This window comes from Vibrio sp. 970 (genome assembly GCF_033339075.1).
The window spans coordinates 122,455-147,408 of sequence record NZ_JAWOTW010000009.1; the positions used below are offsets into that span (position 1 = coordinate 122,455).

General features: G+C 45.6%; 19 protein-coding genes. 11 read left to right on the forward strand and 8 right to left on the reverse strand.

The window, feature by feature from the left end:
- The first annotated feature begins 43 nt into the window (after positions 1–43).
- Positions 44–973: a Kdo(2)-lipid IV(A) acyltransferase gene (locus tag R7Q11_RS14885; RefSeq protein WP_017635911.1), complete on the forward strand. Its 930-nt coding sequence runs from the start codon at positions 44–46 to the stop codon at positions 971–973.
- A gap of 53 nt (positions 974–1,026) precedes the next feature.
- Here the strand turns inward: R7Q11_RS14885 and panC are convergent, their stop codons facing one another.
- The 7 genes from panC to sfsA all read right to left on the reverse strand — a co-directional run bounded on the left by panC (position 1,027) and on the right by sfsA (position 6,973).
- Entirely contained in the window at positions 1,027–1,932 is a 906-nt protein-coding gene (gene panC / locus R7Q11_RS14890) for a pantoate--beta-alanine ligase (RefSeq protein ID WP_005380005.1), read from the reverse strand.
- Between the two features lie 11 nt (positions 1,933–1,943).
- Complete coding sequence (panB, locus tag R7Q11_RS14895; protein ID WP_005386592.1) at positions 1,944–2,738, reverse strand: 3-methyl-2-oxobutanoate hydroxymethyltransferase; 795 nt, start codon at positions 2,736–2,738, stop codon at positions 1,944–1,946.
- Between the two features lie 24 nt (positions 2,739–2,762).
- Complete coding sequence (folK, locus tag R7Q11_RS14900; RefSeq protein ID WP_017635910.1) at positions 2,763–3,248, reverse strand: 2-amino-4-hydroxy-6-hydroxymethyldihydropteridine diphosphokinase; 486 nt, start codon at positions 3,246–3,248, stop codon at positions 2,763–2,765.
- Positions 3,245–4,612 carry a polynucleotide adenylyltransferase PcnB gene (gene pcnB / locus R7Q11_RS14905; protein ID WP_005386589.1) on the reverse strand — a complete coding sequence of 456 codons (1,368 nt, stop codon included), beginning with the start codon at positions 4,610–4,612 and terminating at the stop codon, positions 3,245–3,247. The genes folK and pcnB overlap by 4 nt, the downstream gene beginning before the upstream one ends.
- 102 nt (positions 4,613–4,714) lie before the next feature.
- A complete protein-coding gene (gluQRS, locus tag R7Q11_RS14910; RefSeq protein ID WP_005386586.1) occupies positions 4,715–5,578 on the reverse strand; it encodes a tRNA glutamyl-Q(34) synthetase GluQRS in 864 nt (287 codons plus the stop codon).
- A 95-nt stretch (positions 5,579–5,673) separates the two neighbouring features.
- A complete protein-coding gene (gene dksA / locus R7Q11_RS14915; RefSeq protein ID WP_005386584.1) occupies positions 5,674–6,120 on the reverse strand; it encodes an RNA polymerase-binding protein DksA in 447 nt (148 codons plus the stop codon).
- A 136-nt stretch (positions 6,121–6,256) separates the two neighbouring features.
- Positions 6,257–6,973, reverse strand: a complete 717-nt coding sequence (sfsA, locus tag R7Q11_RS14920) for a DNA/RNA nuclease SfsA (RefSeq protein ID WP_017635909.1) — start codon at positions 6,971–6,973, stop codon at positions 6,257–6,259.
- Between the two features lie 66 nt (positions 6,974–7,039).
- Here sfsA and hrpB point away from each other — a divergent pair, with 66 nt between their 5' ends.
- The 10 genes from hrpB to R7Q11_RS14970 all read left to right on the forward strand — a co-directional run bounded on the left by hrpB (position 7,040) and on the right by R7Q11_RS14970 (position 23,366).
- On the forward strand, positions 7,040–9,508 hold the full coding sequence (hrpB, locus tag R7Q11_RS14925; RefSeq protein ID WP_005380021.1) for an ATP-dependent helicase HrpB: 2,469 nt from the start codon (positions 7,040–7,042) through the stop codon (positions 9,506–9,508).
- Entirely contained in the window at positions 9,501–11,873 is a 2,373-nt protein-coding gene (gene mrcB, locus R7Q11_RS14930) for a penicillin-binding protein 1B (protein WP_017820402.1), read from the forward strand. The genes hrpB and mrcB overlap by 8 nt, the downstream gene beginning before the upstream one ends.
- Before the next feature lie 122 nt (positions 11,874–11,995).
- Complete coding sequence (locus tag R7Q11_RS14935) at positions 11,996–14,326, forward strand: patatin-like phospholipase family protein (protein WP_005380018.1); 2,331 nt, start codon at positions 11,996–11,998, stop codon at positions 14,324–14,326.
- A 268-nt stretch (positions 14,327–14,594) separates the two neighbouring features.
- Positions 14,595–17,192, forward strand: coding sequence for a bifunctional aconitate hydratase 2/2-methylisocitrate dehydratase (gene acnB / locus R7Q11_RS14940; protein ID WP_005380009.1), 2,598 nt, complete (start codon positions 14,595–14,597; stop codon positions 17,190–17,192).
- A gap of 99 nt (positions 17,193–17,291) precedes the next feature.
- A complete protein-coding gene (locus tag R7Q11_RS14945; protein WP_017635908.1) occupies positions 17,292–17,660 on the forward strand; it encodes a YacL family protein in 369 nt (122 codons plus the stop codon).
- 188 nt (positions 17,661–17,848) lie between these two features.
- On the forward strand, positions 17,849–18,187 hold the full coding sequence (locus R7Q11_RS14950; protein WP_005386570.1) for a P-II family nitrogen regulator: 339 nt from the start codon (positions 17,849–17,851) through the stop codon (positions 18,185–18,187).
- Between the two features lie 27 nt (positions 18,188–18,214).
- The gene (locus R7Q11_RS14955) at positions 18,215–19,444 is read left to right on the forward strand and encodes an ammonium transporter (protein ID WP_005386568.1); all 1,230 of its coding nucleotides are present in this window, start codon (positions 18,215–18,217) and stop codon (positions 19,442–19,444) included.
- A gap of 152 nt (positions 19,445–19,596) precedes the next feature.
- Positions 19,597–20,610 (forward strand): Fe(3+) ABC transporter substrate-binding protein, encoded by a 1,014-nt coding sequence (locus R7Q11_RS14960; RefSeq protein ID WP_005386566.1) that lies wholly within the window; start codon positions 19,597–19,599, stop codon positions 20,608–20,610.
- 99 nt (positions 20,611–20,709) lie between these two features.
- Positions 20,710–22,335 (forward strand): ABC transporter permease, encoded by a 1,626-nt coding sequence (locus R7Q11_RS14965; RefSeq protein WP_005386564.1) that lies wholly within the window; start codon positions 20,710–20,712, stop codon positions 22,333–22,335.
- Positions 22,335–23,366: an ABC transporter ATP-binding protein gene (locus tag R7Q11_RS14970; RefSeq protein ID WP_005380055.1), complete on the forward strand. Its 1,032-nt coding sequence runs from the start codon at positions 22,335–22,337 to the stop codon at positions 23,364–23,366. The genes R7Q11_RS14965 and R7Q11_RS14970 overlap by 1 nt, the downstream gene beginning before the upstream one ends.
- 156 nt (positions 23,367–23,522) lie before the next feature.
- Here the strand turns inward: R7Q11_RS14970 and R7Q11_RS14975 are convergent, their stop codons facing one another.
- Positions 23,523–24,935 (reverse strand): phosphoglucomutase/phosphomannomutase family protein, encoded by a 1,413-nt coding sequence (locus tag R7Q11_RS14975; RefSeq protein WP_005380053.1) that lies wholly within the window; start codon positions 24,933–24,935, stop codon positions 23,523–23,525.
- Between the last annotated feature and the right edge of the window lie 19 nt (positions 24,936–24,954).

Below are 24,954 nucleotides of genomic sequence, written 5' to 3' on the forward strand. Positions count from 1 at the left end.
TATCATGGTAGGTTTCAATCATTTGTAATAAATGAGTGATCCTATGAATATTGTCCCGCCGCCGCCTTTCTCCTATCAGTTACTTAAGCCCAAATATTGGTCTGTATGGCTGGCATTTGGGTCTTTAGCGATTCTTGTTAATGTACTGCCATACGTAGTATTGCGAATCTTAGGTAGAAACATCGGCTGTATTGCGATGCATGTAATGAAGCGCCGACACAAGATCGCTCTGCGTAATCTCCAGCTGTGTTTCCCTGATTTTACGGATTGGCAATGTAAGGACGTAGTACGAAAAAACTTTCAATATACTGGTATGGCGATCATCGAAACCGGTATCGCTTGGTTTTGGCCAGATTGGCGGATACGTCGGATAACCTCTATTGTTGGAAAAGATCGTTTACTCGCTGAGGAAAAGAATGGACGTGGTGTGTTGGTGGTGTGCAGTCACCATTTAAACTTGGAGATAACCGCTCGTATTTTTAGCCAGTTTGCCCAAGGCTATGGCGTTTATCGCCCAAATTCGAATCCTGCTTATGAGTTTATTCAACATCGAGGTCGAACTCGTTTTGGACATCAAATGATTGATCGAAAAGACGTGAAATCAATGCTCAAAGTTCTGAAGAGTGGTCATCGACTTTGGTATTTGCCCGACCATGATTATGGCGTTAGCCATTCTGTTTTTGCGCCGTTTTTTGCTGTTGAACAAGCGGCGAGTACCGTCGGGTCTAGTGTTCTCATTGATGCAACAAAGTGCGCGGTTATATCTGGCGTTACAGTGAGTAAAAATCACCATTACACGCTGTACATTGGAAAAGACATTAGCGAGCGTTTCGAGAGACGTAATGCGGTTAAAGCGGCAAGCATCTTGAACCAAGAGCTTGAGAAAATGATAAAACGTGATATTCCAGCGTGGATGTGGCTGCACAAGCGGTTTAAAACTCGCCCTGAAGGGTTAGATTGCGTCTATACGTAGAGTATAAAAAAGGTCGACTAAGAGTCGACCTTTTTACTTTTATGACTCAGAGCTTACTCTGCGCTCTCTGAGTTTGTATTGTTAGATTCAGCTTCTTCCTTCGCTTCGACAACCATATCTACCGTTTGGTTATCGATAAGACGAGCCTTGCCTAGGAACGCAGACATCAGAATGACAGCTTGTGTCGTTTCTGGTGTGATCACTTGTAATGTACGAGCATCACGAATGAAGATCTCATCAGGGTGCAGACCTGCAGCTCGAAGTTGGTCGCTTGCATCTTCGATGATCGATGCGTAGTCATCGCGGCCACCGCGAATGGCACTACTGATCCAACGCATTGTACGAGCAAGTACAGGAGCACGTTGACGCTCGTCCAGCGTAAGCAAGCCATTGCGTGAACTCATTGCTAAACCGTCCATTTCACGTACGGTTGGTACACCGATGATTTCAATGTCCATTGCTAGGTCATCAACCATCTTGCGGATAACAGCAAGTTGTTGGAAGTCCTTCTCGCCGAAGCACGCGACATCCGGTTGTACGATGTTAAACAGCTTATTCACAATCGTCGTCACGCCACGGAAATGACCTGGTCGAGACGCGCCTTCGAGAATTGTTGATAGGCCAGGGACATCGACGAAGGTTTGCTTATCCAGACCTTCTGGGTAGATAACTTCTGGTGTTGGCGTAAATACCACATCGACCCCTTCAGAGGTTAACTTGCTTAAGTCTTCCTCTAGCGTGCGTGGGTAATTATTTAAATCGTCAGCACGATCAAACTGCATCGGATTAACAAAGATGCTTACGACAACGATATCAGCGTATTCGCGTGCTTTACGCACTAAAGTTAAGTGGCCTTCGTGAAGGTTGCCCATGGTAGGGACAAACGCCACTTTACGACCTTCACGTTTAAAGGTTTTAAGGTGTTCACGAACTGCTGAGATTTCCGCAAAAGTTTGCATGCATTTATCCTCTAGGCAATGGTATGAGCGTCGTCTGGGAATACACCGTTGGCTACATCTTCAATGTATTTAGTAACGGCTTTGCGCATATCACCTGTTTCAGCAAGAAAGTTTTTGGAGAATTTCGGCATGTAGTTGGCAGAAATACCGAACATATCATGCATTACGAGAATTTGACCATCTGTTACGTTACCTGCACCAATACCGATAACAGGAACGTCAAGCACTTGCGTAATACGTTCAGCAAGCTCAGCTGGTACGCATTCTAGTAAGACGATTTGAGCGCCTGCTTCTTGCAGCGCTAATGCGTCTTTTACCATGCGGTCTGCTTTTTCTTGATCGCGACCTTGGATTTTGTAACCACCAAAAATATTAACAGCTTGAGGAGTTAAACCAAGATGAGCACAAACTGGAACTGATCGTTCAGTGAGCATTTTCACCGTGTCGACAAGCCAGTCACCACCTTCAATTTTTACCATATTGGCACCAGCACGCATCAGTTTAGCCGCATTTTCGCAAGCTTGCTCTGGCGTGGTGTAGCTCATGAATGGCATGTCTGCCATCAACAAACAATTTGGGCTACCAGCACGTACGCAACGAGTATGGTAAGCGATATCATCGACCGTTACTGGCAGAGTATCGTTGTGACCTTGCAAAACCATACCTAGAGAATCACCAACAAGAAGTACTGGCATTTCTTGGCTTTCAAACAGTTGGGCAAAGCTCGCATCATAAGCGGTTGAAGTAGCAAATTTACGACCTTCTTGCTTCCACTTGATTAGGTCGTTGATGGTCATTTTTTTCATGGTTTTATCCTTACTAGGAGTTGGCTATGACTGCCAGATACTGAGGCCGTTTCTATCTACTTGTTCCAGTAGTTCAGAGACCTCGGTCCCATCAGGGAGTTGTAAACTTGGTGCAATTTCCGCAAGAGGGTAGAGTACGAATTCACGCTCTTTCATTCCATAATGAGGAACGATCAGCCTCTCGGAATTAATCACCTCATTGCCATAAAGCACAATGTCGAGGTCCAAGGTTCTTGGTCCCCAGCGTTCGTCTTTACGGACACGCCCTTGTTCTTGCTCTATAGCTTGTGTGCAATTGAGCAATTCAATAGGCGTCAAACTGGTGTTAATAGACACAACCGCATTGATGTAATCCGGTTGGTTTTGTGGCCCCATTGGCGTGCTGCTGTATAGCGAAGAAGCTTGAACAAACTCTGATTTAGGCAGCGTTTTTAATGCTTCAATCGCTTGCTTCGCTTGGCTGACAGGATCCGCCAAGTTACTGCCTACCGCAATGTACGCTGTAATCATGATTTGGGCTTACTCTTTTTCTTGCGATAAGTTTTACGGCGGCGCTGGCCTGTTTTCGGTGATTGACCGTCTAAGTCGGCAGCCATTGCTTGACGCATTTCTCGGCCTGCATTTTGAAAAGTTTCCCACCACTTGGCAAGCTTCTGAGTGTCACCACCTTCAATTTCACCGCGCATTTCAAGAAAATCAAAGCCAGCTCTAAATTTATTGAGCTCCATAAGACGGAATGCACGTTTACCGTTACGTCGTGGAAGACGAAGCTGTAACTGCCAAATCTCGCGAATGGTTGCGGTGTGGCGTCTTGGAATGGCAATTGTGCGAACTTGCTCGTCAAGAATGATGTTGCTCGCTTCCATAATGGCGTCGTAATGGCCTAAGTTGCGCTCTTCCATCAGTTCATCGGCTTTCGCACACAGTGGGTACCACAGCATTGCAGCAAACATAAATGCTGGATTGATGCGTTTCCCATCTTCGATGCGCATGTCGGTAGAATCTAGGACAAGATCCAACATCTGCTCAGTGTGAGAGGAGTAATCTTCTGTAAAGTGCGCTGCAATCGTCGGGAATAGTTGCTGGAATAGGTTGTACTCACGCAGTAGGTGGTAGGTTTCTAAGCCATGACCGGATTGCAATAATTTGAGTGACTCTTCAAAAAGACGCGCTGACGGAATGTCACCGAGCAACGGTGCCATGTGTTCGATTGGCGCTGCGGTGTCTTCTTCAATATCAAAGTCTAGTTTTACCGCGAAACGAACCGCACGCAGCATGCGCACAGGGTCTTCACGGTAGCGTGTTTCTGGATCACCAATCAGTCGAATTAGGCGATCTTCTAAATCTTCAATACCACGTGCGTAGTCGTGAATCGAGTAATCTGCGATGTTGTAGTACATCGAGTTAATCGTGAAATCACGGCGCTCAGCATCTTCATCGATGGTGCCGTAGACGTTGTCACGCAGCAGCATACCCTCTTTTGATTGCTGAGAAATGCTCTTATTCTTTTGCTCTTGGTGGTGACCACGGAATGTCGCAACCTCAATGATGTCTCGGCCAAACATAATATGAGCCAAGCGGAAGCGGCGACCAATCAAACGGCAGTTACGAAATAGCTGTTTGATCTGTTCCGGCGTTGCGTTGGTCGCAATGTCAAAATCTTTTGGTTTTTGTCCAAGCAGTAAGTCTCGAACCCCGCCACCCACAAGAAAAGCATCGAAACCAGCACCATTTAGGCGGTACAGTACCTTCAGCGCATTATCACTGATCTGCTTACGCGAAATGTTGTGCTCTTCACGAGTTATTACATTGAGAGCGAGCTCTGGAATTGTGGCAGGTTCGCTTGGTGTATAGTCGTTTGTATTCATGTGCATCTGGCAATAACTGGGTTTAATCCAATCTTGCTTTGGTTAGTTTTATACGCCTCTAGGGCCTAATTTGCGGCTAATGATAGCCTACACAATGCCATTTGAGAATCACGGTGTGATCTCGATCTCTGCTGGAAGCTGTTCCAACCGCCAGTTTTCGCAGCCCCAACGAAGAATATCTTCTATGTTGGCCGCCCTTACGGTTTCAGGTATCTCGAAACCTAAAAATGTCATGGCGCGCAATAGAGTAGGTTTTGGTGTATCTATATCAATAGCCGTCGCGTGATTTTGTTTCGACAATTTATTGCCGTTGTTGTCCATCGCCAATGGTAAATGTAAGTAGCTAACTTCAGGCTGACCAAGTATTTGGTACAGGCTAATTTGACGCCCTGTCGGCTCGATTAAGTCTGCACCTCGCACGACTTCTGTGACGCCTTGGTCGATGTCGTCCAATACTACCGCAAGATTATAAGCAAATAATCCATCTCGACGTTTAATAATGAAATCTTCATTAACGAGTTGCTCTGGAATCGTAATGGTTCCCCGCTTTTGGTCGAGGAAATGAGCGACAGGCTTGGTCATTTTTAGGCGAATCGCGCCGTCTTTCAAGTTTTTATCGCGGCAAGTGCCAGGATAAAAACCGCCATGCTCTTTAATTTGCTTACGAGTACATTGGCAATAATAGGCTTCCCCATTTTCGAGCCATTTGTTTATTTGAGCTTGGTAAAGGTCGTGACGTTCGCTCTGGTATACCACTTCTCCATCCCAATGCAGCTGATAGGCCTTGAGTGCCTCTAGGATAAGTTGCGCTGCACCTGGCATTTCTCTTGGTGGGTCTAAGTCCTCAATACGTACTAACCAAGCTCCGTTTTGTGCTTTCGCTTGAAAATAACTGCCAAGAGCGGCAATCAGTGAACCAAAATGCAGTGGACCAGAAGGAGATGGGGCGAATCGACCTACATAGCGTGTCATGCGTGTATCTCGAATTTAGTAAACAAATAGGGTGCGAAGATAGCCAAAACAAAAAGGGAGCCTGAGCTCCCTTCAACAATCATAATGCTGGGTGATTAACCTTGCATTTGCTTCTCTTTGATTTCTGCAAGTGTTTTACAGTCAATACAAAGGTCAGCGGTTGGACGTGCTTCAAGACGGCGAACGCCAATCTCTACGCCACAAGACTCACAGAAGCCAAAATCGTCTTCTTTGATTTTATCCAAAGTCTTTTCAATCTTCTTGATCAAACGGCGTTCGCGGTCACGGTTACGCAGTTCTAGGCTGAACTCTTCCTCTTGAGAGGCGCGGTCAACTGGATCTGGGAAGTTTGCTGCTTCGTCCTGCATGTGGTGAACAGTACGATCCACTTCAGCTCTTAGCTGGTCGCGCCAAGCTGTTAAGATTTTCGTAAAGTGTTCAACCTGCTCTGGTGACATGTACTCTTCACCAGGTTTTTCCTGATATGGCTCCACGCCGGCAATGGCTAGGATGCCTATCGTTTTCTTCTTTGATTCTGGCATACAGCATCTCCTACTTACACCTAGTCAACTGCTACGCAGTCAATTTAAGGCGGGTATCTATAGCAAAAAGAGGCGGTGCAAGCAAATACTGAATCGCAAAGTTATCGTCAATGTGAAGACGACATCATTTTTTCTCTTAATTGATAAAATCAATAGCGGAAATCAGCTTCATTCCAGTATCGCTCAGTTCAGCTTTGTAGCAGAGAACTTCCACTCCAGCGTCTTGTGCTTGTTTGAGTAATAGTGAATATTTCGCGTCTATATGGTGCGCCGCGGATACTTTTTCAATACCTGAATGTAAAACAGTGAATAAAAGTATGGCTCTACTTCCATTTTGTGCCATTTCTGTGAGCTCTCTCAGGTGTTTTTGTCCCCGAGTCGTGACCGCATCTGGGAAGTATCCTTGTCCAGTAGAGTCGGTCTCATCAAGAAGAGTGACGCTTTTCACTTCTATATAGCACTTTGGCTTGTCGTCTGCGCTGAGCAAGATATCAATTCGGCTATTTTCATTGCCGTATTTCACCTCAGTTTGAAGTGTGTCATAACCACAAAGCTCTGAAATGACATTATTTTCAATAGCCTCTACGGCTAATTGATTGGCACGCGCGGTGTTGATACAAATACGGTGGCCTTGTTCGGTCTCACTCAACTCCCAACTATTGGGGTATTTTCGTTTCGGGTTGTCGGAAGTAGAAAACCAAACCTTGTTTCCGGGCGTTGCACAACCCGTCATTGCACCTGTATTTGCGCAGTGGATTGTACGGATTTCACCAGTATCGAGCTCGATATCGGCAAGAAAGCGTTTATAACGTTTGAGTAGAGTGGCGGACTCTAAAGCGGGTGTGAAATGCATTTGCTTATTTAGACAAAAAATTTTTTATGTACAATGTTGCCACCATTACACCATAAGGTATTTCCTTTGTCACAATTGCCGATTGAAGCCGTGATGCCTGAGTTGCTGACGGCGGTCAAAAATCAACATCAAGTGATCTTAAAAGCGGCGCCTGGTGCCGGTAAGTCGACTTACTTCCCTTTGCAGTTACTCTTAAATCATTCGGTTGCTGGAAAAATCATCATGCTTGAGCCAAGACGACTCGCGGCGCGTAACATTGCCCGTTATCTTGCTGAGCAATTGGGAGAACAAGTTGGTCAACGCGTGGGTTATCGAGTTCGTGGCGAGGCAAAGGTAAGTTCTGCAACGCAGCTGGAGATCGTGACCGAAGGGATCATGACCAGGATGATCCAAACTGACCCTGAACTGGATGGGGTTGATCTACTGATCTTTGATGAGTTTCATGAACGCAGCATTCATGCCGATACCGCTTTGGCATTCAGTTTAGAAGTTCAAGAGGCATTGCGAGACGATCTCAAGCTGGTGGTAATGTCGGCAACGCTTGACCAACAAGCATTACAATCGTTGTTGCCAGAAGCCAGTTACATTGAATCTGAAGGGCGCAGCTTTGATGTGGCAATGCGCTACCAGCCGTTAGGTGTGAACGAGCATTTACCTACGAGTATGGCAAAAACAATAGAAAGTCTTATGAACAAAGAGTCTGGATCTTTGTTAGCTTTCCTACCGGGTGTTGGTGCCATAAAACAAGTTGAAGAGCGGTTGTCTCATTTAGCGGATGATATCGACGTATGCCCACTTTATGGTCAACTGAGCTTTGCAGATCAACAAAAAGCGATTACGCCAGCAGAACAAGGTAAGCGTAAAGTCGTTCTAGCGACCAACATTGCAGAAACTTCACTAACGATTGAAGGCATTCGCCTCGTCGTTGATTCTGGGTTAGAGCGTGTTGCCCGCTTTGATTTGAAAAACGGTTTAACACGCTTAGAGCAAACACGCATTGCACAGTCTTCAGCGATTCAGCGTGCAGGACGAGCGGGACGAATAGAAGAGGGCATTTGTGTTCGTCTTTATTCTGAAAGCCAGTTCAAGCAGCAACCGCTGGTTCCCCAACCCGAAATTTTGCATTCCGATTTGGCTAGTTTAGTTATGGAGCTTGCCTTTTGGGGAGCGAGTGATATCCACGATCTAAAGTGGCTTGATGTTCCAGCTAATGCGTCATTGGAACAAGCGAAGCAGCTATTGGTGTCATTGGGACTACTGACGGAAAAAGGGCAATTAACGTCCGAAGGAAAACAGGCGCATGAACTAGGCGTTGAGCCTCGTGCGGCTGCGATGCTAATTAAAGCGCAATCTTACAGTGATAAGATGTTAAATGCTGCTTTGGCGGCGGTCGCACTGATTGAAGAGCCAGAGAGGAGTGTTACCAATATCGCTCATAGCTTGCATCGTTGGCTTGTTGGTACTCATCCAAAAAAGTCGATGTTGTTCAAGCGTGCTCAATCTCTAGCGTACAAATTGGATACGGTATTTGACCTGAAAGGCGTGGATGAAGATGCATTACCGCTGGTGTTAAGTTTGGCATTTCCAGATCGCATTGCGCAGCAGCGCACAAATCAATTTGGGCGATTTACTTTGGCTAATGGTCATGGTGCAGAATGTCGTCAGGAAGACATGCTAGGTGGCTGTGAGTATTTGGTTGCCGTTGACTTAATGCGTTCTCATTCTAACTCAAGTCAAATTCATTCGGCATGTGAATTGGATGTCAATATATTGCGAACGACCTTTGATACGCTATTTTCGTCTGAAGAAGTAGTGGACTGGGATGAAAAAAGAGGCCGTCTAATAGCTGAGCGACAAACAAAACTCGGTCTGCTGGTCGTTGAACGCGAGCCGTTGCCAAGCCCGGGCAAAGAAAAAATGACACAAGCTTTACTCACGTATGTCCGCCGCCAGGGCTTACAGAGTCTAAACTGGACACCGGCAGCGGAGAGCTTGTTGGCTCGGATTCGTTGTGCGGTGGAATGGTTACCTGAGCAGTCATGGCCAGTGTTTGATGAAGCCAGTTTGCTGGATTCATTAGAGGAGTGGTTAGAACCATACATGACGTCTGTCAGCTCGGTTAAAGACCTGAGCAAGATAAACTTGGTCGAAGCGCTTAATGCTCTATTAGGTTGGCCACTCAATCAACAACTGGATGAATGGTTACCTGAGCATTACCAACTACCCACAGGTTCAAAGAAGCGTATCCGTTACCAATATGGCCACGAGCCGATATTATCGGTGCGTATGCAAGAAGTATTTGGGGAGAGTGGTTCCCCAACGGTGGCTCTTGGCCGCAAGCGTTTGGTGCTTGAACTGCTTTCACCGGCACAACGTCCATTGCAAGTAACGTCGGACTTGGCGGCTTTCTGGAACGGAAGCTACAAAGACGTTCAAAAAGAGATGAAAGGGCGCTACCCAAAACACGTTTGGCCTGATGATCCTGCCAATCATGTAGCAACAACGAAAACAAAAAGACAATTGAATAATGACTGACAGCAAGAAGCCTAGCGCGAAAAAAGCGCCAGCGAAGAAAAGTACAACCAATAAAGGAGCCGCAAAACAGACTCGACGTACGCCGAGTAAAAAGCCGACTAACGAGAAACGTTCGTGGTTGAAAGTTCTGTGGTCGTTTAGCTGGAAAGCTGGAGTTGCACTTGCCGCTGTTTTGCTGTTTGTTGGGATTTACTTAGATAGTGTGGTGAAAGAACGCTTTGAAGGCCAGCTGTTTGAGCTGCCAACGGTGGTTTATGCCCGTATCTTGAATCTAAGCCCTGGTGAGAATATCACCATCCAAGAACTGCGCAACGAGCTAGATGTGTTGAATTACCGTAAAGTGAGTCAACCTCGTTACCCAGGCGAATATTCCTCTTCTTCCACTCGGATTGAATTGATTCGTCGTCCATTCGAGTTTGCCGATGGTCCCGAGCCGGATCGTCACATTATGCTGCATTTCTCTGATTCCGGTTTGCAACGTATTCAGTCTTTAGAATCTCGAGGAGACCTTGGTTACTTGCGCCTAGAACCGAAGATGTTGGGCATGCTGGAGAAAGACCGTGATGAACAGCGCCTTTTCTTACGTCGTGATCAGTTCCCTGAAATTTTGGTGGATGCACTGCTTGCGACCGAAGACCGGGATTTTTATCAACATGACGGGGTGTCACCGCTCGCGATTGCACGTGCATTGGTTGCGAACATTAAGGCGGGTCGTACTGTTCAAGGCGGTAGTACGTTGACTCAGCAACTGGCAAAAAACCTATTTTTGACTCGTGATAAAACACTGTGGCGTAAAGTTCGAGAAGCGTATATCGCGCTAATTTTGGATTACCGTTACAGCAAAGATCGTATCTTAGAAGCCTACCTAAACGAAGTGTACCTAGGTCAAAGTGGAGGTGAAGCGATCCACGGGTTTGGCTTGGCGTCGCGTTACTATTTTGGGCAGCCAATCCAGGAGTTGCGAATCGATCAGCTGGCGATGTTAGTTGGGATGGTAAAAGGACCGTCTTACTACAACCCAATTCGTTACCCTGAGAGAACGAAAGAGCGTCGTGATCTCGTTCTGCGCCTGTTAATGCAGCAAAACATGTTGACTTCAGAGCAGTATGAACAAGCTGTAAGTCGTCCACTCGATACGCAAAGCAAGCCACGTATTGCGAGCCGTCAGCCAGCTTATTTCCAACAATTGAGTATTGAATTAAAAGAAAAAGTTGGGGAGCGATTTAAAGCAGAGACCGGACTGCGCGTATTTACGTCTCTGGACCCAGTATCGCAAAGCAAAATGGAACAAGCTATCGCGAAAAAGATCCCAGAACTAGCTAAACGGGGTGGTAAAGAGTTAGAAGCCGCAGCTGTGGCCGTTGATCGCCATAGTGGTGAAATCCGTGCGATGGTAGGTGGTAAACGTGTCGGTTATGAAGGCTTTAACCGCGCGCTCAATGCCAGTCGTCCGATTGGTTCTTTAGTGAAACCAGCGATTTACTTAACGGCTCTAGAACAACCGGATAAATACAACCTAGGCACGACGCTACACGACACGCCGTTAAGTCTGAAGAGCAGTAAAGGTAACGTGTGGACGCCGCGCAACTACGATAGAAAATATCGTGGTGATGTGCCACTTTACATTGCTTTAGCGAAATCACTTAACGTACCGACCGTGCGCTTAGGCATGGCACTTGGCATTCCTGAAGTCTCCAATACTTTAGAGCGTTTGGGCGTGAACAAAGACGAAATTCGCCCAGTGCCTTCGATGTTTTTGGGTTCGTTTTCTTTGACGCCATTCGAAGTCGCACAGATGTATCAGACTCTGACGAATTCAGGTAAGCGTGCAAAACTGACCGCTCTGCGCTCAGTCATGGATATGGAAGGTAATGTGCTGTATCAATCCTTGCCTCGTTCATCAAGAGCCGTGGATGAACAAGCTGCATGGCTAACGACCTACGCGATGAAACAAGGGGTTGCTCAAGGCACTGGCCGCTTCTTACAAAGCCAGTTTGGTTGGGCTGCATTGGCAGGAAAAACGGGTACCAGTAATGACAACCGCGATAGTTGGTTTGTCGGTGTTGATGGTCGTGAGGTGACGACAATTTGGCTAGGCCGCGACGATAATAAACCCGTGAATCTAACGGGGTCGAGTGGTGCATTACGAGTGTACGCAGAGTACTTGAAGCAGCGTATTCCTGAGCGCTTAGAGCTCCCATGGCCAAGAGAAATCACCACATTAGGGTTCAAGCCTACATCTGATGGAGGTTTAGAAATGAACTGCCGTAGTGATTACAAACTGCCGGTTTGGGATAAAACCGGTCAGATAAAGCAACAGTGTGAGAAGAAATCAAACTGGTTAAATAGCATATTTGATTGGTAGCATCGCCAAATCAACAACATTAGCTTGTTTATCTGATTAATTCTTAGTACATATTAGGGCGTGTTAGTACAGTACTGCTAGCACGCCCTACTTGATCAGATATTCAATAAAGGAAGAAGTGAATGTTCAAAAAGCTGTTATCAAGCCCATCGGTTCGCAACTTTGCGCTTTGGGTTAGTACCTTTTTGATGATCACTCCTTCTGTTTCCCTCGCAAACTCTCTAACAAAAACGGATGACTTGGAACCTCGACCAAAGGTGGCGGTTGTGCTCGCTGGTGGCGGAGCGAAAGGGGCGGCACACATTGGGGTTTTAAAAGCATTGGAAGAAATGCAGATCCCTGTCGATATTGTGACCGGTACCAGTATGGGCGCCTATGTGGGTGGGCTCTATGCCACGGGGATGAGTGCTGATGAAATTGAGAGTTTTATCTACACCGTCGATTGGGGCAGCGGTTATCGAGATCGTGTTGACCGTAGCCAACGTCGAGTTCGTGACAAAGAGTATGAAGACCGCTATCAAATTAATACCGATCTCGGCTTAAGGTTCGGTGAGGTACGAGCACCAACGGGTGTGGTGCAAGGCCAGAACATGTTGCGAGTATTGCGTGAGACTACAGGGAACTTAGGGCGATTCGATTCTTTTGATGATCTTGCCATTCCTTATCGTTCTGTTGCGACTGATATTCTTGCCTTAGAAGAAGTCGTATTGGGCAATGGTTACCTTGTGGACGCCATGATGGCTAGCATGTCTGTACCAGGAGCGCTTCCTCCCTATAAGCTCAATGGCCATATGCTTGTTGATGGCGGCGTCGTCAATAACATGCCTGTCGATGTGGCTCGCGCCATGGGGGCTGATGTCGTTATTGCCGTCGATATTAGCACCGATTACAAAACCGAAGATGAATTTACGGGGCTGTTTACTGTCGCGGACCAACTCTCTAACTATCTCGTTCGTCGTAGTACACAACAGCAAGTGGACGAGCTTGAACCTCAAGATATCTATATTCGTCCCAACGTGGGCACCATGGAAACTGTCGAGTTCGACAAAATGCCTTGGGCTTTTCAAGCTGGGTACGATATTACCAAGCAGTTAAAAGACAAGCTGAAAGGGTTGCGCTTGTCCAATGCGGACTATCAAAAATACATCGATCGCAAACAAGAAGTTCGTAAAACTTTGATTTATGGCGATCAGCGTGTGGTTGATGACATAGTGATTGTTAATAACACGCACTACAGCGATGTGTTGTTGACGAATCGTATTGAATTAGAAACCGGACGTCGTATTTCAACGGCCGAAATTGAGAAAGCCGTTGAAAACCTCTACGCGTTAGATCGGTTCGAGCTCATCACTTATCACTTTGAAGAGGTGGATGGTGAGACATTGTTGGTTTTTGATGTTAACGAGAAGTCGTGGGGGCCTAATTATCTCAACTTCCGATTTTTTCTTGAAGATGACTTCGATACAGATAGCCAGTACGGCATAGGAATATCGACCAACTTTACCAACTTGAACTCTCATGGCGCGGAGTTGGCGTTCAACGTAGAAATGGGCACGGATAAGCTGATTGAAGCTGAGTTGTATTCCCCTGTTTTATCTAGCCAAGAACTTTTTGTATCGGGGCGAATTTCCTATGGTAGTGAGAGCCGAAACTTACCTTTAACAGAGCCTCAAGCTCCAGATTTAGAGTCAGTAAATGACTTTTTTCCGGTCACTTACGATGATTTTACAACAGAGTTAGCGATAGGTATCCAACCCACATTGTGGCAAGAACTTCGATTTGGCGCTCGCTACTCTACCGGAGATATTGAGCTTTCTACTTTGGCTTCTGCTGGTAAATTGGATTTTGAACGTCGTGGCCTGTTTGCGAACTATCGCCTAGATACACTTGATGATTTCGCATTTCCGACTCGCGGGCTTTTAGTCGATCTCGAATATTTAGTGTCTCATGATCAAAGTCCTCAGGGCGTTAGCCTTTTAGAAACTGACAAAATTATTGAAGATACCGTGTATGAAATCTCTGCACGATTTAAAGGTGCAGTGAGTCATCAGCGTCATACTTTAGTCGGACATGCTGAATATAGTTTTGTAGAGAGTAAAAACTCATCTTTACCGCTTGATCCCAGAGAGTTGGGCGGCTTCTTAAGCCTATCGGGAATCCCAAGAAATAGCCTGATCGGACAGAACTTATTTTTCAGCAGTTTGGTGTACCGATATAAGTGGTTTGATAATGATTTCGGATTGTTTGAAGCTCCAGTCTACTTGGGCGCATCGGTCGAATATGGCGGTGTTTGGTCTGATAATGATCTGAAACTAAACGAAGCGCCGCTTTACAATGCTGGCTCAATCTTCTTTGGTGTTGACTCACCAATAGGACCAATAATGTTGGCATACGGTCGTACCGAGCAAGATTTGGATGCTGTGTATTTGATCGTAGGAACATCGTTTAATTAATCGGGTATGAGAAAGCAAAAACTTGGCATATTTGGTCAAAATTAGCAGAACTTTAGTCGTAAGTTGCTATGTTGGTCAAAATGATAAGATTTTAATTTAAGGTTAAATTTGCTATTATTTTGCCCACAGTTTGGCCTCTACGGCGCTGTTTCTCAATCATAATTGAATGAAAACAAGGGCAATGGAGAGCCAAGTTTCCAAGGATGTTCACTCCTTTACTTTAACAATAGTAATAATAGAGGAGGAACCGCAATGAGAGGAAAAAGTCGTGCTTGAAGCCTACCGTAAACACGTCGAAGAGCGTGCTGCTGAAGGAGTTGTTCCTAAACCGCTAGACGCAGAACAAGTTGCTGGACTTGTAGAACTTCTGAAAAATCCCCCACAAGGTGAAGAAGAAGTCATTCTTGACCTACTTGAAAACCGTATCCCTCCAGGTGTTGATGAAGCTGCTTATGTAAAAGCGGGTTTCCTAACAGCAGTAGCAAAAGGTGAAGTTAAATCACCATTAGTGAGTCGTGAAAAAGCGGCTGAACTGCTAGGCACTATGCAAGGTGGTTACAACATCGAACCGCTAGTTGAGCTATTGGATGATGAAGCACTGGCAGAGATCGCAGTAAAAGCGCTGTCTCATACGCTGCTGATGTTTGATGCTTTCTATGACGTAGAAGAGAAAGCGAAAGCAGGCAATGCGCATGCACAGAAAGTACTTCAATCATGGGCTGATGCTGAGTGGTTCCTTTCTAAGCCTAAGCTTGAAGAAAAAGTCACTCTAACCGTATTTAAAGTAACAGGTGAAACGAACACGGATGACCTTTCACCTGCACCTGACGCTTGGTCTCGCCCTGATATCCCAGTACACGCACTGGCGATGCTTAAAAACGAGCGTGAAGGAATAAACCCTGATCAACCGGGTACTATTGGCCCGATCAAGCAAATTGAAGAGTTAAAAGACAAAGGCCATCAATTGGTTTACGTTGGTGATGTTGTTGGTACTGGCTCTTCACGTAAATCTGCAACCAACTCAGTGCTTTGGTTTATGGGTGATGATATCCCTTACGTTCCAAACAAACGAGCTGGTGGGTATGTGCTTGGTGGCAAAATTGCCCCTATCTTCTTTAACACAATGGAAGATGCTGGCGCACTACCAATCGAAGTTGACGTAACTAAGCTCAACATGGGCGATGTTATCGATGTTTACCCATATGAAGGTAAAGTTTGCAACCACGAAACTGGTGAGGTTCTAGCTGAGTTTTCGCTAAAAACAGAAGTACTGATTGATGAAGTTCGTGCTGGTGGTCGTATCCCATTGATCATCGGTCGTGGTTTGACAGACAAAGCGCGTCAATCGCTAGGTCTTGAGCCTTCGGACGTATTCCGCAAACCAGGTGAAATCGCAGATTCTGGCAAGGGTTACACGCTTGCACAGAAAATGGTTGGTAAAGCATGTGGCGTAGAAGGCATCCGTCCTGGAACCTACTGTGAGCCGAAAATGACGACAGTAGGTTCGCAAGATACTACTGGCCCTATGACTCGTGATGAACTTAAAGACTTGGCGTGTCTCGGCTTCTCTGCTGATCTTGTCATGCAGTCTTTCTGTCACACATCGGCTTATCCAAAACCAGTAGACGTTAACACTCACCATACACTTCCGGACTTTATTATGAACCGCGGTGGTGTATCTCTTCGTCCTGGTGACGGTATTATCCACTCATGGCTAAACCGTATGCTACTACCGGATACTGTCGGTACGGGTGGTGACTCACATACTCGTTTCCCTCTGGGTATTTCATTCCCAGCCGGCTCGGGCTTGGTTGCCTTTGCAGCTGCGACAGGCGTTATGCCGCTAGACATGCCAGAGTCAATCTTGGTTCGTTTTAAAGGTGAGATGCAACCGGGTATTACACTGCGTGATCTTGTTCATGCCATCCCTTACTACGCGATTCAGCAAGGTCTACTAACGGTAGAAAAAGCGGGTAAGATCAACGAATTTTCTGGCCGTATCCTTGAGATTGAAGGCTTAGAAACGCTAACGGTTGAGCAAGCATTTGAGCTTTCTGATGCATCTGCAGAGCGTTCGGCGGCAGGTTGTACTGTGAAATTGTCTCAAGAGTCGATCGAAGAGTACTTAAACTCTAACATCGTGATGCTGAAGTGGATGATCTCTGAAGGCTACGGTGATCGCCGTACTATCGAGCGCCGTATTACTGCAATGCAAGAGTGGCTAGCAAACCCTGAGCTGATGCAAGCAGATAAAGACGCTGAATACGCACATGTGATTGAAATCGATATGGCTGAAATCAATGAGCCAGTACTATGTGCACCGAATGACCCAGATGACGCTCGTTTGTTGTCTGAAGTACAAGGCACAGCGATTGATGAAGTGTTCATCGGTTCTTGTATGACGAACATCGGTCACTTCCGCGCAGCAGGTAAATTGCTTGATAAGTTCAATGGCCAGTTAGCGACGCGCCTTTGGGTAGCGCCACCAACAAAGATGGATAAAGACCAACTGATTGAAGAAGGCTACTACGGTATCTTCGGACGTGCAGGGGTTCGTATTGAAACGCCAGGGTGTTCACTTTGTATGGGTAACCAAGCGCGTGTTGCAGATAAATCAACAGTAATGTCGACTTCAACGCGTAACTTCCCGAACCGTCTGGGTACTGGTGCGAATGTTTACCTATCGTCAGCTGAGCTAGCTGCAGTAGGTGCAATCCTAGGTAAGATTCCAACCAAAGAAGAATACCTAGAATACGCGAAGCAAATCGACGCTACGGCAACGGATACGTACCGCTACTTGAACTTCCATAAAATGGATCAATACACCAAGAAAGCGGACGAAGTGATCTTCCAAGAACCGGCATAATCAGAAATGCACAATTCAAAAGCACCTCACATGAGGTGCTTTTTTTATGGGAGCAATTCGCTATACTCGCACCAAATTGATACGAAATAGGCAATCTCGGTGGAATTTGAATTCATTCGTAACACGTTGATGGGCGAGTACTACGTAAAATGTAGCATGGGACATGAGATTGTAGGGCGCTGGTTGCAAGAAGAAATTGGTAAAGATCCGATGAAGATTGCACAGGTTGAAAAGCTAATTGAGCGGTCATTTTCAGCGCCTTCTCAGGAGCATAACCTTACAGGCACGGAAATTAGCTTGATGATTCAGGGCGACGAAGTTCTTGTACAAGAAAACGCATTAGCCCATGAATATGATGTCGAGATGGAAAGTGAGTTCGACTTCTACAATGCAGAAAGTACAGCAAGTTGTGGGATAGAGGATTTCATGGCACTTATCGAACAGTGGAAAGACTTTTTGAACATTTAATGCACAGTTTTGGGTAACTTCTCTGCCGTTGCTTTAAATTTGTGAAAAGGGCGCACCGATATGGTGCGCCCTTTTTGTTTATAGATATGTAAATTGAGGTTAGTTTTTATTATTCAATAACTTAAAAACTTGGCACGTAGATTGGATTATAAGAAGTGTTTCAGGATGAAAGCTTCGGAGATAACTCAATGAAAATAATCAATGCCATTATTAAGCCGTTTAAATTAGACGATGTACGAGAAGCATTGGCTGATGTCGGTATCGAAGGGATGACAGTATCAGAAGTTAAAGGGTTCGGTCGTCAAAAAGGTCACACGGAATTGTATCGCGGTGCAGAGTATCAAGTCGATTTTCTACCAAAGGTGAAAATTGAAATCGCGACTCACGCAGACAATGTAGATCGCGTTGTTGAAGCAATTACAAAAGCTGCGCAAACCGGAAAAATCGGCGACGGTAAAATTTTTGTTTACGATCTGAACCAAGCGGTGCGTATCCGAACTGGCGAAATGGACGCAGAAGCACTTTAAGAATTCAAAGGATTGGAGATACTTATTATGGAATTAACAACAACAGTAACCGAGTTACGTTACGCACTTGACACCTTTTTCTTCCTCATTTCCGGTGCGTTGGTAATGTGGATGGCAGCAGGCTTTGCGATGCTAGAGGCTGGCCTTGTGCGCTCTAAAAACACAACAGAAATTCTTACGAAGAACATCTGTTTGTACGCCATCGCATGCACGATGTTTCTGATTGTCGGTTATAACATCATGTATGTCGATAATGGAGAAGGAGGCTGGTTACCTTCATTTGGTACGCTAATTGGTACTCAAGGTGAAGGGGCCGACCACTCTTTAGAGTCTGACTTCTTCTTCCAAGTTGTCTTCGTTGCAACTGCTATGTCCGTCGTTTCTGGTGCGGTAGCTGAGCGCATGAAGCTTTGGTCTTTCTTGATTTTCTCTGCGATTTTAACTGCGTTTATCTATCCAATGGAAGGCTACTGGACATGGGGTGGAGGCTTCCTAGCAGAAGCTGGATTTAGTGACTTTGCGGGGTCTGGTATCGTACATATGGCAGGTGCTTCTGCTGCTCTTGCTGGTGTGTTACTGCTTGGCGCGCGTAAGGGTAAGTACGGTAAAAATGGTGAAATCTATCCGATTCCAGGTTCTAACATGCCTTTGGCAACGTTGGGTACTTTTATCCTTTGGTTTGGCTGGTTTGGATTTAACGGTGGTTCTCAGTTGATGGTTTCAGATTTTGAGAATGCTACAGCGGTAGGTCAGATCTTTCTAAACACTAACGCAGCAGCGGCTGCTGGTGCAATTGCGGCGCTATTCGTTTGTAAAACTACTTGGGGTAAAGCCGATTTAACGATGATCCTCAATGGCGCGCTAGCTGGCTTGGTTGCCATCACTGCAGACCCTCTATCGCCATCACCACTGTACGCGGTTGCGATTGGTGCGGTGTCGGGTGCACTAGTAGTATTCAGTATCATTGCTCTAGATAAACTTAAAATTGACGATCCAGTAGGTGCTATCTCAGTTCACGGTGTGTGTGGTTTCTTCGGCCTAATGGTAGTGCCACTGAGCAACGGTGATGCAACGTTTGGTGCACAGCTTTTAGGTGCCGTAGTTATCTTTGCTTGGGTATTTGGTGCTAGCCTAGTTGTGTGGGCAATCTTGAAAGCGACCGTTGGGATTCGCGTTACAGAAGATGAAGAAATGGAAGGTATGGACATGCATGATTGTGGTGTTGGTGCTTACCCAGAGTTTGTTACGGTGAAATAATCATTAGCTTGTAATAAATGGTTACACACTTAACACAATAAAACCTGCTCCGATGAGCAGGTTTTTTAATATTCGTCATTGTCTTCTTATTGAACATACATATAATAACGCAACTGATAAACGTTATCATTAGCATGGTAAAGGATTAAACAATGAAAAAACTGCTAACTCTTTCAGCACTAACTTGCGCTACTCTAGCTCCAACAGCAATGGCTGCTGAAGAAGTGAACGTCTACTCTTACCGTCAACCTTTCCTAGTTGAACCTATGTTCAATGAGTTCACTAAAGAAACTGGTATCAAAGTAAACGTAAAATTTGCTAAAAAAGGCTTAGCAGAAAAGCTAGCTCAAGAAGGTGAGTACAGCCCTGCTGACGTTATTCTTACGACAGACATCAGCCGTCTAGCTGAACTGACAAACAAAGGTTTAGTTCAGAAAGTCGATAGCAAAATCATTGAAGAAAACGTACCTGCTCAATACCAAGATAAAGAGAATGAGTGGTTTGCTCTAACTCTACGTTCTCGTAGCGTTTATTCATCACGTGATCGCGTAGGTAAACTAGGCGCAGATTTCAACTACGCAGACTTAGCTAAGCCAGAGTTCAAAGGTAAAATTTGTACTCGTAGCGGTAAGCACCCGTACAACGTTTCTCTAGTTTCAGCAATGATTGCTCACAATGGCGAAGCAGAAACCAAAGAGTGGTTAGAAGGCGTGAAAGCAAACCTTGCTCGCAAACCACAAGGCAACGATCGTGCACAAGTTAAAGCGATCAAAGAAGGCCTATGTGATGTTTCTCTGGGTAACAGCTACTACCTAGGTAAAATGGTTAACGACAAAGAGCAAAAAGCTTGGGCTGATGCAGTTTACATCAACTTCCCTAACCAAGAGACTACAGGCACTCACGTGAATATCTCTGGTATGGCGATGGCTAAGTACTCTCCAAACAAAGACAATGCTGTGAAGCTAATGGAATTCCTAACGGGTGACAAAGCGCAGCAAATGTACGCAGAAGTTAACTACGAGTACCCAGTTAAAGAAGGCGTGAAGCGTTCTGAGCTTGTGGAATCTTGGGGTGACTTTAAAGCAGACAAGCTTTCTCTAGACGATATTGCAGCCAACCACGAAGCGGCAATTAAGCTATTAGATGAAGTGAAATTTGACCTTTAATTCCTTGTGGGGGTATAACAGTACCCCCATTTGATTAAAGGATATGAGATGTATTTGCAACAGCATTTGTATTTCATACAGCCTTGCAGTAATTAGGCGATGAAAGATAAACACTCTTTATGGAAAACCAGTAGTGGGGTAATAACTCTGCTACTGGTTTTGCCGATCTTAGCGATCTTCTACACCGCAATTGGTGAAACGGATGATTTGTTTGCTCATTTAATGGCAACGGTCATGCCGACTTATATTTTTAACACGGTTGCGCTAACTGTTGGCGTAATGGTGCTGTCCTTAATTCTTGGTATTCCAAGCGCTTGGATAATGGCCATGTGTAAACTGCCGACCGAAAAATGGTTGCAGTGGGCATTGGTGCTACCTCTTGCAATGCCAGGTTATATCATTGGTTATATTTTTACTGATTGGTTTGATTTTGCTGGTCCAATTCAAATCTTTTTGCGTGATGTAACCGGATGGGGACCTGGCGAGTATTGGTTCCCTGACATTCGTACGTTGCCTGGCGCGACCTTTGTGTTAGCTTTGGTGTTGTATCCTTACGTGTATTTATTGTGCCGGGCTGCGTTTATGGAGCAAAATGTCTCTTTATTGCAAAGCGCGCGTTTGCTCAAGTGCTCTCCATGGGAAAGCTTTTGGCGCATCTCGATGCCGTTAGTAAGACCCTCTATCGCAGTGGGTTTATCATTGGTCGCAATGGAGACCATTGGTGACTTTGGTACGGTAAGTTACTTCGCGGTGAATACGTTAACCACAGCGGTCTACGATACTTGGTTGGGGTACTCTAATCTTAATGCGGCAGCCAAGATTTCTGCCATGATGCTCGTCATTGTAGTACTGCTTCTTAGTGCCGAACGATACAGCCGCCGTAAACAAAAGCTTTTTCAAAGCCAATTTAACAGTCACGAAGATTTTCGTTACGAGTTGACGGGCTGGAAAAAGTGGACCGCACTAGTTTGGTGCTGGGGCTTGGTTTCGGTCGCGTTTATTTTGCCGCTACTACAGCTGATTGATTATGCGATCACTTATTTTGCGCAGAGTTGGACCTCAGAGTTTCGTGAATACGCATGGAACAGCTTAGTTGTGTCTGTTATTGCTGCGATTATTGGTGTTGCTGTCGCACTGATCGTTAACTTTACCCATCGAGTCAATGGTAAACGAGAAAGCTTGGCATTTATGCGTCTTTCTTCTATGGGCTATGCAGTACCAGGAACGGTACTAGCCATCGGTGTGATGGTCGCTGTGCTGTTTATGGATCATCGTGTCAACGACGTTGCTAAAGCCATGGAGTGGGGAAGGCCGGGACTTATCTTTTCTGGTTCCATGTTCGCACTAGTATTTGCCATGGTTGTGCGCTTTTCCGCGGTAGCGATTGGTAGTATCGAAAGTAATTTAAATAAAATTTCTCCGTCGTTAGATATGGCATCGCGCACTATGGGTTGTAAGCCCAATGCCATGCTGTGGCGCGTGCACTTTCCGCTGGTTAAGCGCGGTGCACTGATTGCGGCTTTATTAGTGTTTATCGAGTCGATGAAAGAGCTTAATGCGGCTTTGTTACTTCGTCCGTTTAACTTTGAAACACTAGCCACATACGTTTATAACTTCGCCTCGGATGAGCATTTAGAATTGGCCGCTTTGCCAGCGGTTCTGTTGGTTCTTGTTGGGTTGATCCCGCTTGTTGTTGTTAACCGTTCACTGGAGCAAAATCACTGATGAGCTGTGCATTATCAATTAAAAACCTAACGTGCCAATATGACGATCAAACTGTACTCGAATCATTGTCTCTTGAGGTAGAACAAGGGCAGATTGTCTGTTTGCTAGGAGCCAGTGGCTGTGGGAAAACAACACTATTAAAGGCCGTTGCGGGATTATTGCCGTTAACGTCAGGCGAAATGAGTCTAAATTGCGTCACAATTGATGATGGGGAAAACTGGTTGCCGCCAGAACAGCGTAATATCGGGATGATTTTCCAAGATTACGCACTTTTTCCTCACTTGACGGTGGAGCAAAACATTGCCTTTGGCTTAAAGCAGTGCTCGACAAAAGAGAAAAATGCCAAAGTTCAAGAGATGTTAGAACTCGTGCATCTTCAAGGTTATGGCGATCGTTATCCTCATCAATTGTCTGGTGGACAGCAGCAGCGTGTTGCGATTGCTCGCTCATTAGCTTACAGCCCAGACTTATTGTTACTTGATGAACCGTTTTCTAATATTGATACGCAAGTTCGCCATGAGTTGATAAGTGAGATCCGTAAGATTTTTAAGGCCCAAGGTGTGACTGCCATTTTTGTTACGCATAGCCGTGAAGAGGCTTTTGCTTTCGCCGATAAAATGGCAGTGATGAACAATGGAGTCATCGAGCAATATGGCACAGCATCTGAGCTTTACTACCAGCCTTCAAGTAAATTTGTCGCTGATTTCTTAGGTGGTGGCAGTTACCTTGCTGCTAAACGGGTTTCGAATTCAGAATATGAAACCCACTTGGGCGTGGTTGAAGCCACGGCTCAACAAGATATTCCAGTACAGGCGGAGTGCTCTTTACTGCTAAGACCGCAGCATGTGCAAATTCAATCCGATGAAGATAGTTCGGTAACCGTATTGGAACAGCATTTTATGGGTGATCACTGCCGTTATGTGATTAACGCGAATGGTGACCGTTTGTTAGCTACAGCTTCGCAAGCATTAAATATAGGTGAGTCCGTCGCGGTGAAAATTGAAACGCAAGGCGTCCTGGCATTTGCTTAACGCTCCTGAGTATCTTTTCTATCTCGTTTACGACTTCCCAACATACAATAAAAAGCCCGGCTGTGGAGCCGGGCAAGTGCTCTTCTCCTGTTGATGAGCGCCTTTTCAGACAGCGTTGACTCTCATCATAGTGCTCGAAGCGGGCACAAGGTTCAGTTATAAAGACAAGAAGTCTTTAAACTGTTGAAGAACACGTTCCGCAGTGTCCTTATCTTGCATCTCTGCAAAAATTCGTAGCAGTGGCTCAGTGCCAGAGAAGCGAGCAATGATCCAACCGCCGTTCTTGAAGTAGACTTTCGCACCATCTTCATAGCTGACTTTTTCGATTTCAAACTCGAACTCAGGCAACTGCTTTTCAACATAAATCTTGTTGAACAGTACGTCTTTTTGCGCTGGTTTGAACTTGCAATCGCCTTCTGCCATGTAGGCATAGCCGTACTTGCCGTAGATTTCATCCAGCAACTCAGACAGCTTCTTGCCGGTTACTGAAATCATTTCTACCAATAGGCTTGATGCGAATACGCCGTCTTTACCTTTGATGTGGCCGCGAATGGTTAGGCCACCAGAGCTTTCCCCGCCAATCAGTGAGTCATCCGCTTCCATTTGGGAGCTGATGTGCTTAAAGCCTACAGGAACCTCAAAGCATTTCTCGCCATGATCTTCGGCGACTTTATCGAGAAGGTGGGTGGTTGCGATGTTACGTACCACGGAGCCTTTCCAGCCTTTGTATTCAAGTAGGTAGTAGTAAAGCAGCAGTAGCACTTCATTTGGATGAATGAAGTTACCTTTTTCGTCGATAATACCAAGACGGTCCGCATCGCCATCAGTACCGATGCCAATATCGTAACCTTGCTCTTTCACTAGGTGCATCAAACGGTAGAGTGTTGCAGCGCTTGGCGAAGGCATTAACCCACCGAAGTCTGGGTTTTTGCCATCGTTAATCACATCAACGTCACAGCGGCCGTTGATTAATACGGTTTGCAGTGCGTTTTTCGCGACACCAAACATTGGGTCGATCAAAACACGTAAATTCGCCTTCTTGATCGCTCCGATGTCGATAAAGTCGATGATTGAGTCAACGAATTCGTTCATCGGATTGATGATTTCAATCAGCTTATCTTCAACCGCTTGTTCAAAGTCGACGCTTTTTACATCTTGCGCAGTGAGCGCGTCTATTTGTGATTCGATTTTTTGGGTGATGATTTCATCTGCGTCACGACCACCTTCAATGAAGACTTTAATGCCGTTGTAATCGGCAGGGTTGTGTGATGCGGTAATACATGCCGAGTATGCGCAGCCCATTTCTTTCGCTTTAAACATTACGATAGGTGTTGGGACAAATTTGTCGATAAAGCTAACCATAATGCCGTTTGCTGCTAGAACTTCAGCGAACCAACGACCTGCTTTATCGGAAAGAAAACGACGGTCATAGCCAATCACAAAACCGCGATCAGCAACCGATTCGTTATTCGTGATGTTTGCAACTGCTTGGGCAACCAAGCGTACGTTATCTTTGGTGAACTCCTCACCAATAAATGCACGCCAACCGCCTGTACCAAATTTGATCATGATTCGATCCTCGATAAGA